Genomic DNA, 21,492 nt, shown 5'->3' on the forward strand with positions numbered 1-21,492 from the left:
TGGCGAGCAGAAGGATGGCGAGCAGAAGGATGGCGAGCAGAAGGATGGCGAGCAGAAGGATGGCGAGCAGAAGGACGGCGAGCAGAAGGACGGCGAGCAGAAGGACAAGGGCATGAAGGGTCAGGAGGAAAAGCAGCCGCAGGATCGCGGCGAGACCGTCCAGGGAGAACCGGGCGAAGCACGCGAGGGCGCGAAGGAGGGCGGGGATGCCGCCGTGGCGTCCACGGAAGCCCGCAAGCCGGGGGAGATGTCCCGCGAGGAGGCGTTGCGACTTTTGGAAACCTTGGGTGACGATGAACGGGTGGTGATCCCGGTGCCGCTTTCAGAACGGAACCGCGAACGGCAACAGGGCCGTGGGGCGAAACGAAAGACCTGGTGAGCACGATGTATTGGAAACTTTTTGCCTGTCTGCTGATCTGTCTCGGCGCGCTCCGCGCCGCGGAGGTGACGGCGGAATTGTCGACCGACCGCGTGGAGGCGGGTCAGGGGGCGCTGCTCGCGCTGAAAATCGAGGGCGGCTCCCCGGAGGCCCATCCGCAGATCCCCGCGGTGAAGGGATTGATCGTGAATTCGCGCGGGCAGTCGCAGCAGATGCAAATCGTCAACGGCAAGGTCAGCCGCTCGATTTCCTACAATTACGCGGTAGGCTCGCACGAGCCGGGTGAGTACGAGGTGCCGTCGATCACCGTCAGGGTCGCGGGCCAGGATCTGAAAACGCCGCCGATGAAGCTGACGGTGGTTCCCTCGGCGAGCGGGGCTCCGGCCGGGATGGGTCAGGATGACGAACAGGCCGCCGAGGTCGAGGACGACCGCTACGGGTTCCTGACGTTCCAGCCGGTGATCAAGGACCGCAAGCACGTCTATCCCGGGGAAATCGCTCCGGTACGGATCAAGGCGTACTTTCCCGCCGGGGCGAGCGTGCAGTTGAACGGCACCCCGCGTCCGGAAGGCTCGGCCTTCACCTTGCACAACCTGACCAAGGAGCCGGACCAGTCGTCCGAGGTGCTGAACGGGAAGCGCTACCTGGTGGTGACCTGGTACGGAGGATTGTCCGCGACGAAGGCGGGAAGTTACCCGGCGAGTTTCTCGTTGGAAGGAACCGTGGCGGTGCGGGACCGCTCCGCAAAGCGGCACCGCTCGCCGTTCGACGATCCCTTCTTCGGCGGTTCGATGATGGAGGACTTCTTCGCGCCGATGGTCCAGAAGGACGTCACACTGACGACGCCGGATCCAGACAGCGTGGAGGTGCGGGAGTTGCCGGCCGAGGGGCGGCCGGAGGATTTTTCCGGCGCGATCGGGCACTTCGAGTTCGAGTCGGTCCAGGTGCCATCATCCCTCCAGACCGGTGAGCCGTGCCGGATCGAAGCCCGGGTCAAGGGCGGTGGCAATTTCGCGCTGCTGAAGGAACCGCATCCGCAGCCGGCCGGCGACTGGAAGGTCTACGATGGAAGCGGGGACTTCATGGCGGGAGACGCCGCGTCGTTTTCGGGCAGCAAGGTTTTCCGCTACAATGCGGTGCCATTGGTGCCCGGCGAGCGCGAGGTGAAACTGGCGTTCAGCTACTTCGATCCGGAGGCCGGCGAGTACCGGACGGTGGAATCGGCCCCGTCGAAGGTGGTGATTGCCGGCGAGGCGACGGTGCCGCCGGCGGCTGCCGCGGCGAAGGAACCGGCGGTCCCGCAAAGCGAGGGGCCGCAGCTCGCGCCGTTGGCGACCGATCCGGGGAAGATCGCGAGCTACGAGCCGTGGTCGGACCGGGCCTGGTTCTATCCTGCGATCTCCGGATTTGCCGCCCTGGCCGTGGCGCTGGCGGGCATGGGGGTTTGGATCCGGCGCGAGGAGGATGTTGAAAAGGCGGCCCGCCTGGCGGGAGACGCGGCGATCCGCCGCGCGCTCTCGACCGCGGATCAAGCGGCGCTCGCCGGGGACGGCGCGGGCTTCTTCACGGCAGCCAGGGAAGCATTGAGAATCCGCGTCGCCGAACAGTCGGGGATCAAGCCGGAGGCGGTGACGCTGGCAGACTTGAGGCAGGTCGATGACGAGGATGTCGTGGGCATCCTCAAGGAAGCGGATCGGGTCGACTATTCGGGCACGGCGGGCGACGCCGGCGACCTGCATGCGTGGAAGGAATCGCTGCACCGCGGTTTGGAAAATCTAACAAAAGCCGTCCGGGCCGCCTGACATGACGAAGGTGCTGATCTTGTTGGGTGTGGTTGGCGGGCTGGCGTCCGCACGGGCCGACGAGCGCTTTGATGCGGCCAACGCGGATTTCGAGGCCGGGCGGTTCGGCGCGGCGGCGCAGGCTTACGAGCAGTTGCTCGCGGATGGCCCGCGGGCGGCGGTGTTGCAGAACCTGGGCAGCGCCTACTTCCGGCAGGAGGACTACGGCCGGGCGATCCTCGCCTTCGAGCGGGCTCTCTTGTTGGATCCCGGCAATCCGGATCTGGAGGCGAACCTCAAGCTGGCGCGCGACGAAGCGGCGGTGTTTCCGGTGGCATCCGGCGACGGGTGGAACAGGTTCTTGGCGAAGCTGTCCCGGCAACAATGGTCGGTGCTGGCGCTCGGATGCGCGTTCGCCCTGCCCTTGGCGGCGGGTGCCTGGGTGGTGTTCCGGAAGCGCCGGAGAGTCGGGGTCGGGGCGGCAGCATGCGGGATCCCGGCCGTCGGGCTGCTGGTGCTTTCGCTGCATGCGCTCGACGCCCGCGAGGGAGAGGAGGAGCGCGCCATCGTGGTTGCGGCACCGGCGACGGTGAGGATTTCGCCGTTCGCCACCGCCGATGAACGGGCGAGCCTCGCCAACGGCCGCGAGGTGAAGCTGGGGCGGCTCGAGAACGGCTACTTCTGGATCACCATGGATGGTGGAGGAACCGAAGGCTGGGTCACGGCGGGTGAGGTCGGCCGGGTGATCCCCCGTGCCGGGGATCCCGGGGCAAGCCGGTGAAAGCCGCGGGCACCCCGGATTTCCGCGCGTGCATGCTGAACGCTTGCATCGTGCCGACAGGAGGCGTCATCTGGAGGTCGATGCGTTTGGCTGTTTTCATCGCCGCAGGGATTGGCGCGACGCTTGTCGCCTCGGGGGCGCCGGCGTTCCTTCCCTATGAAGCCGACGAGAACACGCTGCATCTCTGGCACCTCGACGAAGCCGGCCCGCCGTTCAAGGACGACGGCGTGAGCCCGACCCCGCTGTTGGGCCTGATCAACGGCGCGGTCGCGGGGAAGGCGCCGTTCCCGGGTTTCGGGAGCGCGGTTTCCTTCGCCGAACCGGCCGAAGGCCGTGAATTGCCGGGGCGCTACGGTCCCATCCTGCTCGCGAAGCCCAGTCTCGACACCGGCCCGAACGACAATGTCGACGCGCCGTTCCCGGTGGCGGGCTGGGACGGGGCGTTCACAATCGAGGCGCTGGTCAAGCTCGACATCATGCCCGGGGATTCGGCGGGCCTGGCCCTCGACATCGTCAGCATGGACGACGAGAACGCGGACAACCGCGTGTTCATTTTCCGCATCGAGAAGCCGGGGTTCCTTTCCTTCCTGCCGATTGCCGGCAATGCGGTCCGCGGCGGGGGACTCGCGACGATCCCGACCTCCGGTCCCCATGCAATCAACACCACCGACTGGTTCCATGCCGCCGTTTCCTACGACGGCCGCGAAACGGTGGTGAACAACCTGAAGCTCTACTGGACGAGGCTGAGTGCCGGCAACGAGTCGGCGAACCAGATCGGCCGCGGGACCCTGACCGCCGACCTTGCCAAGCGGCTCGGCGATTTCGCGATCGGCAACTCCGGCAAGTTCAGTTCCACCTACGGGCCCTGGGAGTTCTTTCCGGGCTCGATCGATGAGGTGAGGATCAGCGGGATCGCCCGGCAGCCCCACGATTTCTGCTTCGTGAGCGAGGATGTGAGGCGGGCGGCCGACGAGCATTCGCGGCGCCAGCCCCCGCGGGCGTCCGAGCTGGGGATGATGTTGCAGCAGGTGCTGGTGGGCGAGCAGCCGGTGGTGATGCCTTCCGCCGGGCAGCCGTTGGTGCTCGAATCCGGCCTTCACCGGCTGGACTTCGATTTCAGCTTCCTGCCGGGTGTGAACGCCGACCCGCTGGGGGTGCGTTGCCGCCTGGAAGGGCTCGATGACGAATGGCATCCGTCCGCCCAGGGGATGACCATGGAGTGGGACATGCTGGACGCCGCCGGCAGCCTGCTGGCGCAGCGGGTCTTCACCGCCACCGGGGCGAGCCGGGGATGGCAGGTCGATGCCGTGGATTCGCCGCTGGTGCAGCGGTCCGAGCCGCTGTTCATCCCCGAGTTGACCCGCAGCATCCGGGTCTCGATCTCGTCCGGGACTCCCGACACCACCGGCTGCTGGGCGATCGACAACCTGTCGCTGGCGCGCTCGTCGGCTCCGCAGCAGAACCTGTGGAAGAACGGCGACTTCCTGCAAGGCGAGCGGATGAACCAGATCGGCGGGATTCCGCTGGGCTGGGACCGGCGCGGGAGCGAGCCGGCCATCGCCCAGGTGATGCAGCTGCGCTCCAAGACCGCGCTGGGCTTGCTGGATGCGGAGCAGGAGCACTTCGCCGCCTGGACCTGCACCCAGGAGTTGCCGGTGAGGCCGGTGAAAGGCGGGGAGACGTTCCTGCTGACCTGGGCGGAAGCCTACAATGTGATCCCGGGTGCCTCGCTTCGTGCGACCTACATGAACGTGCCGTCGGGAAAGTATGTGTTCCGCGCGATCGCGGTCGGCAACGATCCGCGGCCGATGAGCACGCACCTGACGTTTCCGATCGTCGTCGAGCAGCCGTTCTGGCGTCACAGCTGGTTCATGCCGGTGGTGGTGTCGGCCGGGGTGCTGGGGGTGGGCCTGTTGTTCTTCGCGGCCTACCGGCGCAAGTCGCGGCACCGGCTTGCCGCGGTGAAGCTCCGCCACGCGTTGGAGAGCGACCGCGCGCGGATCGCCCGCGACATGCACGACGACCTCGGCACCCGGGTCACGGTGTTGAACCTGGCAGCTTCGTTCGTGCGGCGGGCGATCGACCACGATGCGGGGAAGGCGCGCGAGCGGGTGGTGCGGCTGGAGTCGGCGGCGCGCGACCTGGTGCATGCAATGGAAGGGCTGGTGTGGGCGGTGAATCCGTCGAACGACACGCTCGACCACCTGGCGAACCACGTCTCCGCCGTGGCCCAGGAACTCTTCCGCGACAGCCCGGTGAAGTTGCGGATCCTGATTCCGGGTGATCTGCCGGCGGTGTCCCTGCGTTCCGATTTCCGCCACCACTTCGCGCTGGGCGTGAAGGAGGCCTTGCACAACGTCCTCAAGCACGCCGGCGCGAGCGAGGTGATCCTGAGAATGGACGTGGAGGATGGCAATCTGGTCGCGGAGATCATCGACGACGGACAAGGTTTCGACCCGGCGAAGTCCCGCGAGGGGAACGGTCTGCAGAACCTCGCGGTGCGGTTCGAGGAACTCGGCGGCGAATGCATCATCGAATCCACCGTGGGCAAGGGGACCCGCGCGGTCTTCCGTTGCCAATTGCCGAAAGTTCCGGCATTGCCCAGAGCATGACTTCCACGAAGCGAACCATCGCCATCGTCGAGGACGACTCGCTGCTCCGCGAGTCCTTCAATGAAACGCTGTCGTCATCCGATGCCTGGAAGGTCACCGGATGCTACGGCCGGGCCGAGTCGGCCTTGCCGGCGATCCAGGAGGATCCACCGGATGCGTGCCTCGTCGACATCCAGTTGCCGGGCCTGTCCGGGATCCAGTTGCTGCGCAAGCTCAAGCCGCTGTGTCCCGCGACCCAGTTCCTGATGGTGACCGTATTCGAGGATGCCGACCGGGTCTTCGAAGCGCTCGCCGCGGGGGCGTCGGGCTATGTCCTGAAACGGGACATCGACGAGCGCCTGTTGGAGTCGCTGGACGACGTGGTCGCGGGTGGTTCACCGATGTCGAGCGGCATCGCGCGGAAGGTGGTGCAGCACTTCCAAATGCCGGTGGCGGAGCCGGACGAGGACTACCATCTCACCCAGCGGGAGAAGGAAACCCTGGATCTTCTCGCCAAGGGGTATCTCTACAAGGAAATCGCCGACGAACTCGGCGTGCGCATGGAAACCGTGAGCTTCCACCTCGGGAACATCTACCGGAAGCTCCATGTGCGGACCCGCACGGAAGCCGTGCTGAAATACATGAAACGGGATCCAGATACGAAATCCTGAGGGGGCGGGACCGGGCGGTGAGGTTTTGTTTGGGTTTTTGGTGGTTGATTATGAGTGAGTTGAGGTTTCCCTAGGGAAACCCATAGGTATCCAAGGGGCAGGCGGGTCGTTAGGGTTCGACCATCCACCGGAGTCATCCGGCTGGAGAACAACCCATGAAACTCGATGCCTGCTGCCAAGACGGCGCCGGAGAATGTGATTCGACGGCGGACTCCGCGGATTTTTCCGCTCGCGAGACGGACGATTGGATCGTCCGCGACACTGCGGATGACGACCCGGCCAGCCGGGCCGCCTGCGATTACCCGGGCGTGACGAAGGCGATCGAGACGATCCACAACCACTACTCGCGGCCGCTCACCGTTTCGTCGCTGGCGCGCGAATGCGGCATGTCGGTGAGGTCATTGCACCGCTACTACCGCGCCGCGACCGGCAACACGATCGGCAAGGCCCTGGTGGCGCGCCGCGTGGAGGCTGCCGCCGAGATGCTGCGTGAGGACGATATCAAGCTCGAACCGGTGGCAATGGAAACCGGTCTCCGCAACGCCAAGAACCTCTGCCGCCTTTTCAAGGAACACATCGGTGTCACTCCGGGCCAGTGGAAGGAAGCTTTCCACGGTTCCGCCGCGCGCGTATCGTGAGGAGAAGGATTCTCGAAGCGATGAATTCTTCCGGCAATACCATGGATCGCGGGCAGCAACGGGTGGGACGGCGTCCCTCCGCTTCGCGTGGCTTCGCGCTGATCATCACGCTGTCCTTGATGGTGCTGCTGCTTGTGCTGGTGACGGCGCTGTTGGGGATCTCGTCGATCTCGCTGCGCACGTCAACCCGCAACGAGCCCGCCGCCCGGGCCAGGGCGAACGCGCGGCTGGCGCTGGCGCTGGCGATCGGCGACCTGCAGAAGCTGGCCGGTGCGGACACCCGGGTCACGGCGCGGGCCGACATCCTCGACGAGAACAATGCGCCCGTGCTCGGGGTTTGGAAGAGCTGGGAGGGCGACGATCACAACTCCCAGGGGCGTCCTGTTTCTCCCGGAAACTATCGTTCGGCCAAGAGCCGGCGCTTCTTGAAATGGATGGTGTCGGGCCTGCCCGATTCGCTGCCCGACACGACGGCCCGGAAAGGGAGCGTCGCCCTGGTGGGGCCGCAGTCGGTGGGTGCGGGCCGCGATGATCTGCAGGTCCACCTGGAGCCGCTTGAAATCTCCGACCGCGAGGGCGACGGGGCGATGGCGTGGTGGATCGGCGGCGAGAACCAGAAGGCCCGCCTGCCGAAACCGTTCGAGCCCACCGACGACAGCGCCGCCCGCTGGGCGGTGGTGGCAAAGTCGCATTCGGTCGCCGATCCGTCGGCACTTCGCCTGGACGACCTGCTCGACGAACCTTCCGACGCGGACAAGGTGGTGAGTCTCGGCGGGACGAAATTCGTGGCGGATGCCGGGAATCTCGAGGCCTCTCAGGAGTTCTTCCACGACCTTTCTCCGAACTCCGTCGGCCTGTTGACCAACACTGCCACCGGCGGCTGGCGGAAGGACCTATCGCTGGCGACCGAGAACTGGAATTCGCTGCCGCGCACCAATCTGCCGTTCTTCCGTCTCTCGCCGGAGAAGGACATCATGTTCGCCAAGCCCACCTCATCGAGCCCGACGATGACCCGCTCGATGATCTACCCGTGGGCATCTTACCGAGGTGGAAGTTCCGACATGCCGATCTACCGCCACGGTCCGGTCAGCAGCTGGGAGAACCTAGTGGACTACGCCACGGCCTATCAGCGCGTGACCAGCAGCTCGTCCGGAAGAAGCCGCATCAACACCCAGTCGATCGCAATCGACAACACCGGGGCGGCCTTCAATTTCCTCCACCGGGTGCGGATCCTGCCGGTGGTGGCGCGGATGCAGTGGGTCTTTTCGCACAGCGCCGCCGCGGTGGGATCCGGCAAGTACCGGCCCCGGCTCCTGCTCACCCCGGTGGTGACCATGTGGAATCCCTACAGCGTCGAGATCACCGGGCCGCCCTTGACCTTCGAACTGCCGAAACCCTTGCCGGCGGCCTTGCGCTACACCGTCGGCGGAACGACCACCTCGACCTACCGTTGCCTGACCCAAGGGAGCATCAACAACACGCCGGCGATGGCCGATGCCGACCGCCTGAACTACGAGATCCGCTCGCCGTTCCTGCTCAAGCCCGGTGAAACCCGCGTCTTCAGCCCGCAGGCCAATGTGGTGGTCGCCGCCGGCAATTCACTCCTCCTTCAGCCCGGCTACCGCAGCACCGGAGGCCATTACTTCGACATCAAGGACAACAGCGGCAACCTGATGCAGGTGTCGGGCAACATCAAGGCCGACGCCAAGTTCGACACCGCCTACGTCGACATCAACCAGGGCGTCGGGATCTTCCTCGACATGGGCATCAACGGCGCGAGGCACCTGGTCTACCGGATGATCTACACGCCATCGATGGCCAACGTGATCTACCCGCCGCTCTCGCAACTTGCGGAGGTTCCCCTGAGCTCGGTGACCAACAATCCCGCACCTTTCCTTTCGACCGTTTTCGGCGCGCGCATGGCGAGCAAGACGCATACCCCGGCGAAGGGCTTCGTCCAGTCCAGCCCGCTGGTGAACTACACCGCGATGGGCACCAAGGATCTCGCCGAAACGACGATCGCCCGGCACTACACGGGCACCAGCCATCCGGTGAACTCGCCCTTCGACTACAGCTTCATCAAGCATGCTCCGGGTGGTGACAGCCAGCTGCCGAATGCCAGCGACACCAGCGGCCGCGGCTACATCGTCACCGGGTTCAACAAGGCGGACGGCTTGTCGCGCTGCGTCATCGCCGAGATCCCGACCCGTCCCTTGTTGTCGCTGGCCGAGCTCCAGAACTGGGACCTTCGCTACGAGAATCCGATCCCACCCTACGCCTTCAACCTGATCGGCAACAGCGACGCCACGCCCTTGCTGCCGTCGTCCGCCGTGGTGAACAGCAGCGAGGCCAACCTGGCGACGAACCTCCAGTACGACGACAGCTACTGCGCCAACCACATCCTGTTCGACGACTGGTTCTTCTCGTCGATCGCCCCGGACCCGAATGCTTTCGGCAGTTCCGGCAAGGACCTCGAGGATACCTACACCGACTTCGTCACCGGCGCCGAACCGCTGGGCAACCGCGCCTACCGGGCGATCTCCGCCGACACCGGCGTCGCGGCTTCTTCCGCCGGGGGTGCCAAGGAACTCTACAACGAGCACGTGCGGCCGCGAGATGCCTGGCAGACCATCGCCTCGAGGCTGGAGGTGGAGGGGATGTTCAACGTCAACTCGACGTCGGTGGCGGCATGGCGGGCCTTGCTCGGCCACGCCCGCAACCAACGGGTTCCGTACATCGAGGAGTCGGGAACCGGTTGGAAGGTCGAGCTGTCCGGCGAAAGCGATCATCCCTTCTCCCGGTTCTCCGTCGCCGGGGACACGGAGGCGGGCTCGGCGGGTTCTTCCGGCGACTTCCCCGAGGCCACGGAATTCGCCGGCTACCGCTTGCTGGACGACGACGTGATCGATGAACTCGCCGAGGAGATCGTCAACCAGGTGCGCGCCCGCGGGCCCTTCCTGTCGCTCTCGGAGTTCGTCAATCGCCAGCTGTCGACCGGCGACCTGGCGCTGGCGGGAACCATCCAGTCGGCTTTGAACAAACTGGCCGAAAGCGGATCGTCGAACCCGTACTCCACGATCGAGGAGCTCTCCAGCAATGCGCTCGCCGTGCCGCTCCGGGCAGCCGACGCGGAGTACCAGTTCCCGGATGCCGCCGCCGGTGAAAGTGCCTACGGCATGCCGGGCTGGATTCGTCAGGCAGACGTCTTGCGGCCGATCGCGCCCGTGCTGTCCGCCCGCGATGACACCTTCATCATCCGCGCGAACGGCGATGCCAGGGACGACAAGGGGAACGTGATCAGCACCGTGACCTGCGAGGCGGTGGTGCGCCGGACCCGGGACTATGTGGATCCCACCGAGGCGGCGGACCTGACCACTCCGCCGAAGTCGGAGTTGAACAAGACGTTCGGGCGGCGCTTCGAGGTGGTGAGCTTCCGCTGGCTCAATCCGTCGGAAATCTGACACCCTGCGAACATGCGCTTCCTTCTTCTACTATGTTTCCTGTTGCCCCTCGCCGCGGATGCCCAGCAGACGGGCAAGCGGACCTGTCGTGTCCTGTTCCTGGGGGCGGGCGCCGGCGATCCTGAAAAGCTGCAGTTGCACGACGGTGCCAAGTGTCGGGAAGTGGACCTGCCCCGGATGAACCTTTCGAAGGTCTATGACCTGCCCGCCGGGCCGCTGACCCTGCGCTTGCTGGAGTCGGCGCCTGCGGAAGGCGAGACCGTGGACCCGAAGGCGCCGGAGGCGAAAGTGGGCGAGCGGATCGGCGACTTTTACCTGCTCGTTAGCCCGGACCCGCAGAACAAGGTGGTTCCGGTGCGGATGCAGGTGATCGATGCGAGCGGCGACCGTTTCCGGTCCGGACAAATGCTGTGGTACAATCTCACCCCGAACGCCGTTGGCGGTAAGGTCGGCACGCAGAAGCTGGCGATCGCGGCGCGGTCGAAGCTGGTGCTCGACGCACCCGCAAGCAAGGGCGGCGAGTACCCGGTGAACCTGTCGTTCCGTATTCCGGGCAAGGACCAGCCCTACCCCTTGTGCGAGACGCACTGGAGCCACGACCCCGCGGCCCGGACCGTCTTGTTCATCATCAACGAAGCGGGCAGCCGGGCCCCGCGCATCCTCGGTTTTCCCGATCATCGGGAAGATTCCGGAAAGAACCCGTGATCCATTTCCCGTTTGGCCTTTCTCCAATCATGCAACTACCCATCCATTCCTCGCTCCGAGGTGCTGTTCTTGTTTCACTGCTCACCATCCTCGGCGCCGGCGCGCAGGAAGGCACGTCGGTTGTCGTGCCCGCGAAGGGCGGGGAGCCGCTCGCCTCGTGGATCTGGCAGAATCTCGACGCGAGTTCCAACCAGAAGGTCTTTTTCCGCCGCGAGTTCACGCTGCCGAAAGACGTCATCGCCGCATCGGTGACCATCACCTGTGACAACTGGCAGCGGGTCTGGGTGAACGGGCAAGACCTTGGCTGGGCCAGCGAATGGGCGGCGCCGGCGAACCACGACGTCACCAAGCTGGTGGTGCCCGGCGGCCGCAACGTGATCGCGGTGGAGGGCCGCAACCAGGACGGCATTGCGGCCATGGCGCTGCGCTTCAGCGTGACCCTGAAGGGAGGCAAGAAAGCTTATGTGGTATCGGACGGTGAATGGCTCGTGAGCCTGGAAGGTCCGCGTGGCTGGCAGGAGCCGCGCTTCTCGCCCAAGAACTGGAGTTCCGCGAAGATCATCGGCAAGATGGGCGACCCGCCGTGGGGCGAGGTCATTGCCCCCGAGGTCAACGCGAACGGCGGTCCGGTCGATCTCACCGACCGCTACCAGCTCGCCAAGGATTTCAAGCTGGAGCGGCTCTACGGTGTTCCCAACGTGCAGGGCTCCTGGGTGGCGATGACCGTCGACGGCGCCGGCAAGCTTCTCTGCGCCGACCAGTACGGGAAGATCTATCAGGTCACTCCGGCCAAGGGCCCGGACGACACCACGGTGGTGACGCCGACCTCGATTCCCTTGAGCGGTGCCCACGGCCTGCTGTGGCACAAGGGTGTGCTCTACGTCACGATCAACGAGGGTGGCGACCGCGCCGGCGTGTGGCGGGTCACCGACAGCGACGGTGACGGCGAACCGGACAAGCCGGAGCTGATCAAGGCCGTGAACGGCCGCGGCGAACACGGCCCCCACGCCCTGATCACGTCGCCCGACGGGGAGTGGATCTACTTTGTCGCCGGCAATCACACCGATCTCCCCGAGACGGACTCGTCGATGGTTCCGACGGTGTGGGCCGAGGACCAGCTGCTGCCGCGCCGTCCCGATGCCAAGGGTCACGCCCATGACCGGATGGCCCCGGGTGGTTGGATCGCCCGGTTCAGGCCGGATGGCTCCGACTGGCAATTGGTCGGCATCGGCCTGCGCAATACCTATGACATCGCCTTCAATCCGGAAGGCGATCTCTTCGCCTACGACGCGGACATGGAATGGGACCTCGGGATGCCGTGGTATCGGCCGACGAGAATCTGCCACGTGGTGCCGGGTGCCGACTACGGCTGGCGGAACGGGACCGGCAAGTGGCCGGCATACTACGAAGATAGTATGCCTGCCGTGGTCGACATCGGTCCCGGGTCGCCGACCGGCCTGCTGTCGGGGGTAGGGAGCTGTTTCCCGGGCAAGTACCAGAAGGCCATCTATGCCTTCGACTGGACCTACGCGACCATCCATGCGGTGCACCTCACGCAGGACGGCGATGGCTACAAGGCGGAGCGCGAGGAGTTCCTCGCCGGCAGCGGCCTGCCTCTGACCGACGCCGTGATCGGCAAGGACGGGGCGATGTATTTCATGACCGGCGGGCGCCGCACTGCTTCGGCCCTGTGGCGGATCACCTACACGGGCAGCGAGTCGGTCGAGCCGGTTGCCCGGGAGATGAAGAACCTCGCCCCCGCGCCCAAGGCCGGGGCCTGGGACGGTCTCGGATCGGCGGATCGCACCAAACGCTACGAGTCGAGGATCGCCGTCGAACAGGCGGGCCCGGGCGCGATCGCCCCGCAGCTGGCCCGCGAAAGCGACCCCTGGAAGGTGATCGGAGGGTCGATCGCACTGGCCCGCGTCGGCAACGCGTCGCATCGCGGCACAATTCTCAAGTCGCTCACAGGCCTTGATTGGGCGGGCCTCGATGTCGCCCAGCGGATCAACTGGCTGCGCGCCTGCGGCCTGGTCTTCGCCCGCCACGGTGAGCCATCGGCGGCCGAGCGCGATGCCGTGCTCGCGAAGATCGATGCCGCGTTCCCCTCCAACGAACGGGATCTCGACCGGGAGTTGTGCGGCATGTTGTGCTACTTGCAGGCCCCGGGGGTGGTCGGCCGCACGCTGGCCCTGATGGACACCACGGGACCGGCGCCCGCCCCCGACTGGCTGGCGCTCGCGAAGCGCAACGCCCAGTACGGAGGCGCGGTTGAAAAGATGATCGAGAACCTGCCGCCGGCGCAGATCATCCACTACATCTACTGCCTGCGGGTGGTGAAGGGACCGTGGAGCGAATCCGAGCGGCGGGCCTTCTTCGGTTGGTTCTCGACCTTGCTGGCGAAGAGCGGTGGCGAGAGTTACGCGGGCTTCATCAAGGACCTGCGCAACCAGGCGCTGGCCGGGGCCACCCCTGCCGAGCGCGAGTGGATCGAGAAGCTGGCACCGGCTGCGACGGCTCACCCGCTGGCGAACCTGCCGCCAGTGCAAGGCCCGGGCCGCGAGTGGACCGTGTCCGAGGTCGAGAAGCTTGGGGCCGGCAGCCTGTCGGGCCGCGACAAGGAGAACGGCCGCAAGATGTTCCAGGCCTCGCTCTGCGCCGCCTGCCACCGCTTCGGCGGTGAAGGTGGCTCGGCGGGTCCCGACCTGACCGCGGTCGGTGGCCGCTTCAGCGTGCGCGACCTCGCGGAGGCGATCATCGAACCGAGCAAGGTGGTCTCCGACCAGTATGCCTTCGACCTGATCAGCAAGCAGGACGGCACCCAGGTGGTCGGCAAGTTGATCGAGGAAAAGGACGAGCACTGGATCATTGCGACCAGCCCCTTCGATTTCAGCGCCACCACCGAGATCGAGCGTAGCCTGATCAAGGACGTGACCCCGTCCCCGGTCTCGCCGATGCCGGCCGGCCTGATCAACCGCCTCAACGAGGAAGAGCTCAAGGACCTGCTCGCCTACATCCTCGCGAAGTGATCCATCGGCCATGAACGTCCTCAAGCCAGCCCTTGTTTTCGGGATCGCCGCCTCCGTCGCGAACGGGGCGGTGGATTTCGCCCACGAGGTGGTGCCGGTGCTGCGCGAGCATTGCGCGAAGTGCCACATGGAGGACAAGAAGAAGGGCGGGTTCTCGATGAACACCCGCGAGCTCCTTCTCGAGGGATCCGAGGACGGCGTGGTGGTTGAACCGGGCAAGGCGGAGGAGAGCCTGCTGCTGGAGGCGGTGATGTCGGACGACAAGTCGGACCGCATGCCGCCGAAGGGTCCGCGGATGCCGGCTGCGGACGTCGACGTGCTGCGGCGTTGGATCGACGAGGGCATGGCCTGGGAGCCCGGTTTCAGCTTCGGTGAAGCGGCCTACGAACCGCCGCTCAAGCCGCGCCGGCCGGTGCTGCCGCCGGCGGTGGCGGGCCGCGAGCATCCGGTGGACCGGATCGTCGACCGCTACTTCGCCGACCACGGCATCGACCGGCCCGCGCCCTTGGGCGACGCGGCATTCATCCGCAGGCTGACACTCGACCTCACGGGCCTGCTGCCGCAACCGGCGGACATCGATGCGTTCGTGGCCGACCGGCGCCCCGACAAGCGGGCGCGGCTGATTGAATCGACCCTCGGCCGCAACGTCGACTACGCCGAGCACTGGTTGAGCTTCTGGAACGACCTCCTGCGGAACGATTACCAGGGCACCGGCTACATCGACGGCGGCCGCCGCCAGATGACGCGCTGGCTCTACCGCTCGCTGGTCGACAACAAGCCCTACGACCAGTTCGCCCGGGAGCTGCTTGCTCCCCCGGACGACGAATCGCGCGGCTTCATCGACGGCATCCAGTGGCGCGGGCGGGTGAACGCCAGCCAGACCCGCGAGATCCAGTTCTCGCAATCGATCTCCCAGACGTTCCTCGGGCTGAACATGAAGTGCGCGTCGTGCCACGACAGCTTCGTCGACCGCTGGAAGCTGGACGACGCCTACGGCCTGGCGGCGATCTATGCAGAGAGCCCGCTCGAGATCGCGCGCTGCGACAAGCCGACCGGCCGCATGGCGGAGCCGAAGTGGATCTTTCCCGAGTTGGGGACGGTCGACGGCGACGCGCCGCGGCCGCAGCGGCTCGAACAGCTGGCCGGGCTGATGACCCATCCCGACAACGGCCGCTTCACCCGCACCATCGTCAACCGGCTGTGGCAGCGGATGATGGGCCGCGGCATCGTCCATCCGGTCGATGCCATGGACACCGAGCCCTGGAACGAGGACTTGCTCGACCTGCTCGCGACCCGTTTCGTCGACGAGGACTACGACTTGAAGAAGGCGCTGGCCTTCATCGCTTCCTCGGCCATCTACCAGTCGGAATCGGTGGTGACGGAGGAAGGTGCCGACCTGGCGGTGTTCCGCGGACCGCTGGCCAAGCGCTTGACCGCGGAACAGTTCGTCGATGCGGTCTGGACGATCACCGGGACCGCACCGGGCAAGGTCGCCGCGGGCGTCCCCCGCGAAGTGGACGGGCCGCAAGACGGACTGCAGGCGAAGTGGATTTGGTCGGCGTCCTCCGCGTCGGCCAACATTCCGGCGGGCGAGGCGGTGGTGCTCGGCAAGGAGCTCTTCCTTCCGTCAAAACCGGTGGATGTGCGCGCGGCGTTCATCGCCGACAATGCCGCCGACATCTTCGTCAACGGGACGCGGGTGGCCCGCGAGGATGGGGAGGCATCGGCGCCCATCGCCCGGTCCCTCACGATCGGAAACTTCAGGGCCGGCAAGAACTCGATCGTGGTGGTGGCGCGCAACGGCGGGGTCGACCCGAATCCTGCCGGCTTCACCTTCGAGGCCCATCTGCGGCACGACGACGGCGAGTTGCAGGTGGTCGCGACCGACGACACCTGGAAGTGGACTTCGACGCTGCCAGACGGCAACGGCCGTTTTGCGCGGCCGCCTTTCGATTGGCAAGCCGCCGAGGTCGTGACGGATCCCAAGGTGTGGACCCCGTTCACCGCGGGGCTTTCCGATATGATGACCGTGGGCGGGGTGCCGATGGTCCGGGCCTCGCTGGTTCCGGCCGATCTCCTGATGCGCTCGCTCGGCCGGCCGAACCGCGAGCAGATCGTCAGCATGCGGCCCGACAACATCACCACCCTCGAGGCGATCGATCTCGCCAACGGCGAAGCCCTGTCCGGCTTGCTCAAGCAGGGGGCGGTGAACCTGGCCCGGCCGGGCGTGCCCGTGCCGGAGATGATCGACGACATTTTCATGCAGGCCCTTGGCCGGCGTGCGTCCGCGGAAGAGCGGGCGCTGCTCCAGCAGGGGATGGGCCGGCGGGTGACGCGCACCGCCGTCGAGGACCTGCTGTGGCTGGTGCTGATGATGCCGGAATTCCAGTTCGTCCGTTGATCCCTTTCATGTCGCTTCCAACTTCCATTCCGAACCGCCGCGCTTTCCTCAAGGCCTTGTCCGCGTCGAGCCTGGCGGCGGCGATGTCCGGGGCTCCCCGGGCCTTCGGCGAGGAACCGGTGATGCATCCGGAGGCCACCGCGGATTGCTGCATCCTGTTGTGGATGGCCGGCGGAATGGCGGCACCCGAGACATTCGATCCGAAAACCTACCTGCCCTTCGAGAAGGGCCTGCCGGTGGAACGGATCCTCAGCACGTTCCCGGCGATCGACACCTCGCTCGACGGCGTGAAGATCAGCTCCGGCCTGGAAGAGATCGCGAAGCTGATGGATCGTGCGACCTTGATCCGTTCGCATGTCCAGCCGGATCTCGGATCGATCCTCCACTCGCGGCACCAGTATCACTGGCATACCGGCTACGTGCCGCCGCAGACGGTGGCCGCGCCGCATATCGGCGCGTGGATGTCGCGGGTGCTCGGCCCGCGCAACCCGGTCATGCCGGCCTTCATCAACATCGGACAGCGGCTGGAGGGCATCGGTGAAAGCGAGGAACTCAAGGCCTTCACGACGGGCGGCTTCTTCGGTTCCGAATTCGGTCCGTTCAACCTGCCCTATCCGGATGAGGCGGCCCGCTCGGTGAGGCCGCCCGAAGGCATGGAGGCGGGGCGCTTCACGAACCGCTACAAGCTTTACCGCAAGCTGGTGGACGGCAGTCCGAACCGGGAGTTCATGAGCGACTACCAGCAGGAGTCGATGCTGAGGTCCATGGAAAACGCGCACCGGCTGTTAGGTTCGAAGGAGAAGGCGGCCTTCGACCTCTCCGGCGAATCGAAGGAAACCCTGGCGGCCTACGGTGAAGGTCGCTTCGGCCGCGGCTGCCTGCTGGCCCGCCGGCTCGCCGAAGCCGGCGCGCGCTTCATCGAAGTGACCACCGAGTACATTCCGTTCGTCCATTGGGACACCCATGAGAACGGCCATGTCACGGCGGCGGCGCTGAAGCGCGAGGTGGACGGTCCGATCGCCCGCTTGATCCGCGACCTCGAGGACCGTGCCATGCTCGACCGCACGCTGGTGATCATCGCCAGCGAGTTCAGCCGGGACATGATGATCGAGGGCGTGCCGGGTTCCGAAGCCCGGGACCAGGCGCGGGTGAAATCCGACACGCTGGAGAACATGACCCACTACGGATTGCACCGGCACTTCACCGGCGGATCTTCGGTGGTGATGTTTGGCGGCGGGATGAAGAAGGGTCATGTCCACGGGGCGACCGCCGACGAGCGGCCCTTGATCGCCGTAAAGGATCCGGTCTCCATTTCCGATCTCCACGCGACGATCTTCACCGCGATGGGGATCAGCCCGAAGAGTGTCTTCGACGTGGAGAAGCGGCCGTTCTACGCGACCGAGGACGGCAAGGGCCGGGCCGTGAAGAGTCTCTTCGCGTGAGCCGGGCGTGAGCATTCCGCCGCGATCGTCCGCGGCCACGCATCATGAGGTCCCGATGTTTCGCGGGGACCGCATTTTGGCAGGGATTTGGAATCCAATTCCATCGTCACCCCGGTCTAACGGGGTAGAACAGGGGTTCATCGGCACCCGGCGTCTCCCCCGTTCCGGCGATTGATCCGGTTGCCGCGTCATTGAAACCCCGACCGACTACCCCGACACCACGAAACAACCCAACGATCCATGAAGCCCAGTTCAATCCCCACGCGAACTCTCAAGAGAGGCATGTTAGCCTCACTGCTGGTGCCCTGGCTGCCTGTGAGCGGCCAGACCATCACGAATGCCGGATTCGAGGCCAACACCTTCACGGTGTTCCCCGGCTACACCTCCGGAAACGGACCCATCACCGGATGGTCGGGCGCTCCGGCGGACCGGATCGGCATCAACTCCGCCAGCGGACCCTTCGCCAACAACGGCACCATCCCCGAAGGTGTGAATGCCGCCTTCATCCAGGCGGGTACCAGCGGACCGGCCAGTCTTTCCACCACGGTGACGGGCCTGACTCCGGGGACGACCTACAAGGTGTCGATGCGTATCAACGCCCGCTACCACGCCAACACGAACCTCCCGAACCTGGTCTTCAGCTCCGACGGCACCGGGCCGGCGGTGGCACTCGAGGTGAGGAACGTCGCCAATGTCAACGACGCGACCCCCTACAAGACGGCGGCCTTCGAGTTCACCGCCACCGCCGCGGAGCATGTGATCACGCTCACCAACAGCCGGACCACCGGCGACCACACGGTGGTGATCGATGACGTGAGCATCGCACCTTCCGACGGGGCCTGGTCCTTCGCTCCCTGGACCGGCGACGCTGATTCCGGAATCGATTCGCAGTATGTTTACACCCACGCCTATTCCTTCGGCAGCAATCCGCCGGTCACGATCAACGGGGTGAACTTCATCGGCCGCGAAGGCGGGGTTGCAGGGCGCTTCACTCTCAACCAGCTCAATGCTGGATTCGCCAACCGCACGCCGAACAATGTCACCGGCGACAGCGCGAACCTTGCGAAGGACTTCCGCTACGGCGGTCCGACCACCGAAATCACGCTCGATAACCTCAAGCCGGATACCGACTACGTCTTCACGATCTACGGCATCGGCTTCGATGCGGCGCCGACCAACCGCTCCGCGACCTTCTCGAGCAGCGTCCCGGGATCGCAGAAGCTCTCCGTCAACTTGAACCACTACGGGCAAGGAAACGGGATCCTGGTGAACTACACCTACACGACCGATTCGCTTGGAACCCCGGTGACGATTTCCTATCCGACGCATGGCTCGGGATCCTTCCACACCAGCGGCTTCAGCAATCGCGAAGCGGTCCCCAGCACGCCGCCGGTGGTCTGGTCGGTCGAGCCCTGGTTCGACGATGCGACCTCGGGAGTCAGCCCCAATCATGTCTACACCCACGCCGTCAATTTCGGCAGCGCGACGGGGCTGAACCTCAACGGGATCAACTTCACCGGGGTCGCCGGCGCGAATCCCGCGACGGCGAACCTGACCGTCTCCGGGATGCCCGCGCAGTATGCCAACGACACCAACAATGTCACCGGCTACGGGGCACCGATGGCGAAGGACTTCCTCTACGACGGCTTCCCGGGCGTCTATGACTTGACCGGGCTGACGCCGGGCAAGGACTACGTCTTCACCCTCTACACGGTGGGTTGGAACGATGGCTATCGACCCGCTGCCGTGATCGGTGGAACCGGCGAGCAGGCGACCATCCTCAACCAGGACGAATACGGCGACAACCAGGGCCTCCGCTTCGAATACCAGTACACGGCGAATGCCGCCGGCACGGCCAAGATCACGGTTTCCGGATTCGACGGGGGCAAGTCGATCCACACCTACGGCATCAGCAACCGCGAGGCGGATGCGATGGTGGGAGTGGCCCCGAGCATCACCCTGCAGCCGACCGGAGCCTCGCTCGGTACCGGCAGTCCCTTCGTGCTGCGGGTGGGTGCCACCGGCAGCGAGACCCTGTCCTACCAGTGGAAGCTTGACGGCTCCGACATCGGTGGCGCCACGGATCCGGTGCTCGACCTGGGCTTCGTCGACTTCAGCAACGCCGGTGACTACACGGTGGTCATCAGCAACAGCGTCGACAGCGTCGAGAGCGATGTCGCCACCCTGGTGGTCCTGGAAAATGTTCCGGGTGCTTTCAGTTCGGGGGTTGGCCCGGATGGCTTCCCGCTCGCGGGCGGCCAGATCGATCCTCACTTCACCCTGATCGTCAATCCGGACAATCCGGGATCCGATACGGTGTATGTGCAATCCAACGTGCCGGGGTCGTGGAACGCGAATTCCGGAACGTCGAAGTGGATCGGTCCGCGTGCCGACACCTCCGGTGCCGCGGCGATGGCAGCGGACGACGGCGAGGGAGCCGGAACCTACGTGTATCGTACCACGGTGGATCTCACCGGCTTCGACCTCGCCACCGTGAAGATCCAGGGAAGCTGGGCCTCCGACAACCTTGGCAATGCGATCCGGGTCAATGACGCGGCCACCGGCATCACCAATGTCGACGGGGACACCTTCGGCATCCTGCGGCCTTTCGTAATCGACACCTCCAATGCCCCCGGCCTGATCGCCGGCGTCAACAACATCGACTTCGTCGTCAACAACTCGGACGCGGCCACCGGCTTCACCGGTCTGCGTATCGAAGGGTTGTCGGCGATCGGGGTGATCCCCCCGAACACGCCGCCGCACATTGCGATCCAGCCTGTGGGTGGCAATGGACCGCATGGCGGGACCTTCGTCATGTCGGTGGCCGCCAGCGGTTCAGCACCGCTCAGCTACCAGTGGTACAAGGGCACCGATCCGATCGAATTCGAAACTGAGCCGGTTCTCTATGTCGATATCTTCGACCTGTCGGCTGCCGGTGACTACAAGGTGGTGGTCAGCAATGGCTTCGCCCCGGACGCGGAGAGCAGCGTGGCGACGGTCATCGTGACCAATGAGAACCCGGTGGTGGTCGATGACGACGTTGAAACCGACCAGGACACGCCGCTGGAGATCGACGTGCTCTTCGACATGCTCGCCAACGACACCGACGCGGACGGGGATGCTCCCGAGCTTGCCTCGTTCTCGGGCACGAGCTTCAACGGCGGCACGGTGACCGAGGATCTCGGGATCATCACCTACACCCCGGCTCCGGGCTTCACCGGCCTCGACGGCTTCACCTACACGGTGAGCGACGGTTGGGGTGGCACCTCCGCCGCGGGCACCGTCCTGATCACGGTCAATGCGGTGGCGGTCGGCCCGCCCGGCCAGCTTGAACTCACCGTCGATCTCGGCGGCGGGAGCGTGAACGGCAGCTTCACGGGAACCCCGGGAGCGACCTACATCCTGCAGCGCTCGACCACCCTGACCGGTGTCTGGGATGACATCGACACCGTCGTCGCGCCCGGCAGCGGGATCGTCGAGGTGGTGGACAATGATCCGCCCGCCGGCAAGGCGTTCTACCGGATCTCCTACGCCGAGTGATCGATCCGGGTCATCGCTGAATCGCGGGGTTCCGCGTGCGCCAAGGTGCACGCGGAACCTCCATTTTCGGAAC

General features: G+C 65.7%; 11 protein-coding genes and 1 pseudogene. All 12 read left to right on the forward strand.

Features of this window, described 5'->3' with window-relative positions:
* Nucleotides 1-379: pseudogene (locus IG178_RS10755) on the forward strand (hypothetical protein); the annotation flags it as partial.
* A 5-nt stretch (nucleotides 380-384) separates the two neighbouring features.
* A complete protein-coding gene (locus IG178_RS10760; protein ID WP_226895308.1) occupies nucleotides 385-2,181 on the forward strand; it encodes a BatD family protein in 1,797 nt (598 codons plus the stop codon).
* A gap of 1 nt (nucleotide 2,182) precedes the next feature.
* On the forward strand, nucleotides 2,183-2,941 hold the full coding sequence (locus tag IG178_RS10765) for a tetratricopeptide repeat protein (RefSeq protein WP_193212552.1): 759 nt from the start codon (nucleotides 2,183-2,185) through the stop codon (nucleotides 2,939-2,941).
* An 80-nt stretch (nucleotides 2,942-3,021) separates the two neighbouring features.
* Entirely contained in the window at nucleotides 3,022-5,553 is a 2,532-nt protein-coding gene (locus tag IG178_RS10770) for a histidine kinase (RefSeq protein WP_226895309.1), read from the forward strand.
* The gene (locus IG178_RS10775) at nucleotides 5,550-6,203 is read left to right on the forward strand and encodes a response regulator (RefSeq protein ID WP_193212554.1); all 654 of its coding nucleotides are present in this window, start codon (nucleotides 5,550-5,552) and stop codon (nucleotides 6,201-6,203) included. The genes IG178_RS10770 and IG178_RS10775 overlap by 4 nt, the downstream gene beginning before the upstream one ends.
* A 155-nt stretch (nucleotides 6,204-6,358) precedes the next feature.
* Nucleotides 6,359-6,841, forward strand: coding sequence for a helix-turn-helix domain-containing protein (locus IG178_RS10780; RefSeq protein WP_193212555.1), 483 nt, complete (start codon nucleotides 6,359-6,361; stop codon nucleotides 6,839-6,841).
* Nucleotides 6,842-6,861: 20 nt separating this feature from the next.
* Entirely contained in the window at nucleotides 6,862-10,302 is a 3,441-nt protein-coding gene (locus tag IG178_RS10785; RefSeq protein WP_193212556.1) for a hypothetical protein, read from the forward strand.
* Between the two features lie 12 nt (nucleotides 10,303-10,314).
* Entirely contained in the window at nucleotides 10,315-11,007 is a 693-nt protein-coding gene (locus tag IG178_RS10790; RefSeq protein WP_193212557.1) for a hypothetical protein, read from the forward strand.
* A 29-nt stretch (nucleotides 11,008-11,036) separates the two neighbouring features.
* Nucleotides 11,037-14,036: a c-type cytochrome gene (locus tag IG178_RS10795; protein ID WP_193212558.1), complete on the forward strand. Its 3,000-nt coding sequence runs from the start codon at nucleotides 11,037-11,039 to the stop codon at nucleotides 14,034-14,036.
* A gap of 10 nt (nucleotides 14,037-14,046) precedes the next feature.
* On the forward strand, nucleotides 14,047-16,437 hold the full coding sequence (locus tag IG178_RS10800) for a DUF1549 domain-containing protein (RefSeq protein ID WP_193212559.1): 2,391 nt from the start codon (nucleotides 14,047-14,049) through the stop codon (nucleotides 16,435-16,437).
* An 8-nt stretch (nucleotides 16,438-16,445) separates the two neighbouring features.
* The gene (locus IG178_RS10805; protein WP_193212560.1) at nucleotides 16,446-17,879 is read left to right on the forward strand and encodes a DUF1501 domain-containing protein; all 1,434 of its coding nucleotides are present in this window, start codon (nucleotides 16,446-16,448) and stop codon (nucleotides 17,877-17,879) included.
* Nucleotides 17,880-18,161: 282 nt separating this feature from the next.
* Nucleotides 18,162-21,419 carry an Ig-like domain-containing protein gene (locus tag IG178_RS10810; RefSeq protein WP_193212561.1) on the forward strand — a complete coding sequence of 1,086 codons (3,258 nt, stop codon included), beginning with the start codon at nucleotides 18,162-18,164 and terminating at the stop codon, nucleotides 21,417-21,419.
* Nucleotides 21,420-21,492: the final 73 nt, after the last annotated feature.

The sequence above is a fragment of the Neoluteolibacter marinus genome (genome assembly GCF_014904755.1).
GTDB lineage: Bacteria > Verrucomicrobiota > Verrucomicrobiia > Verrucomicrobiales > Akkermansiaceae > Haloferula > Haloferula marina.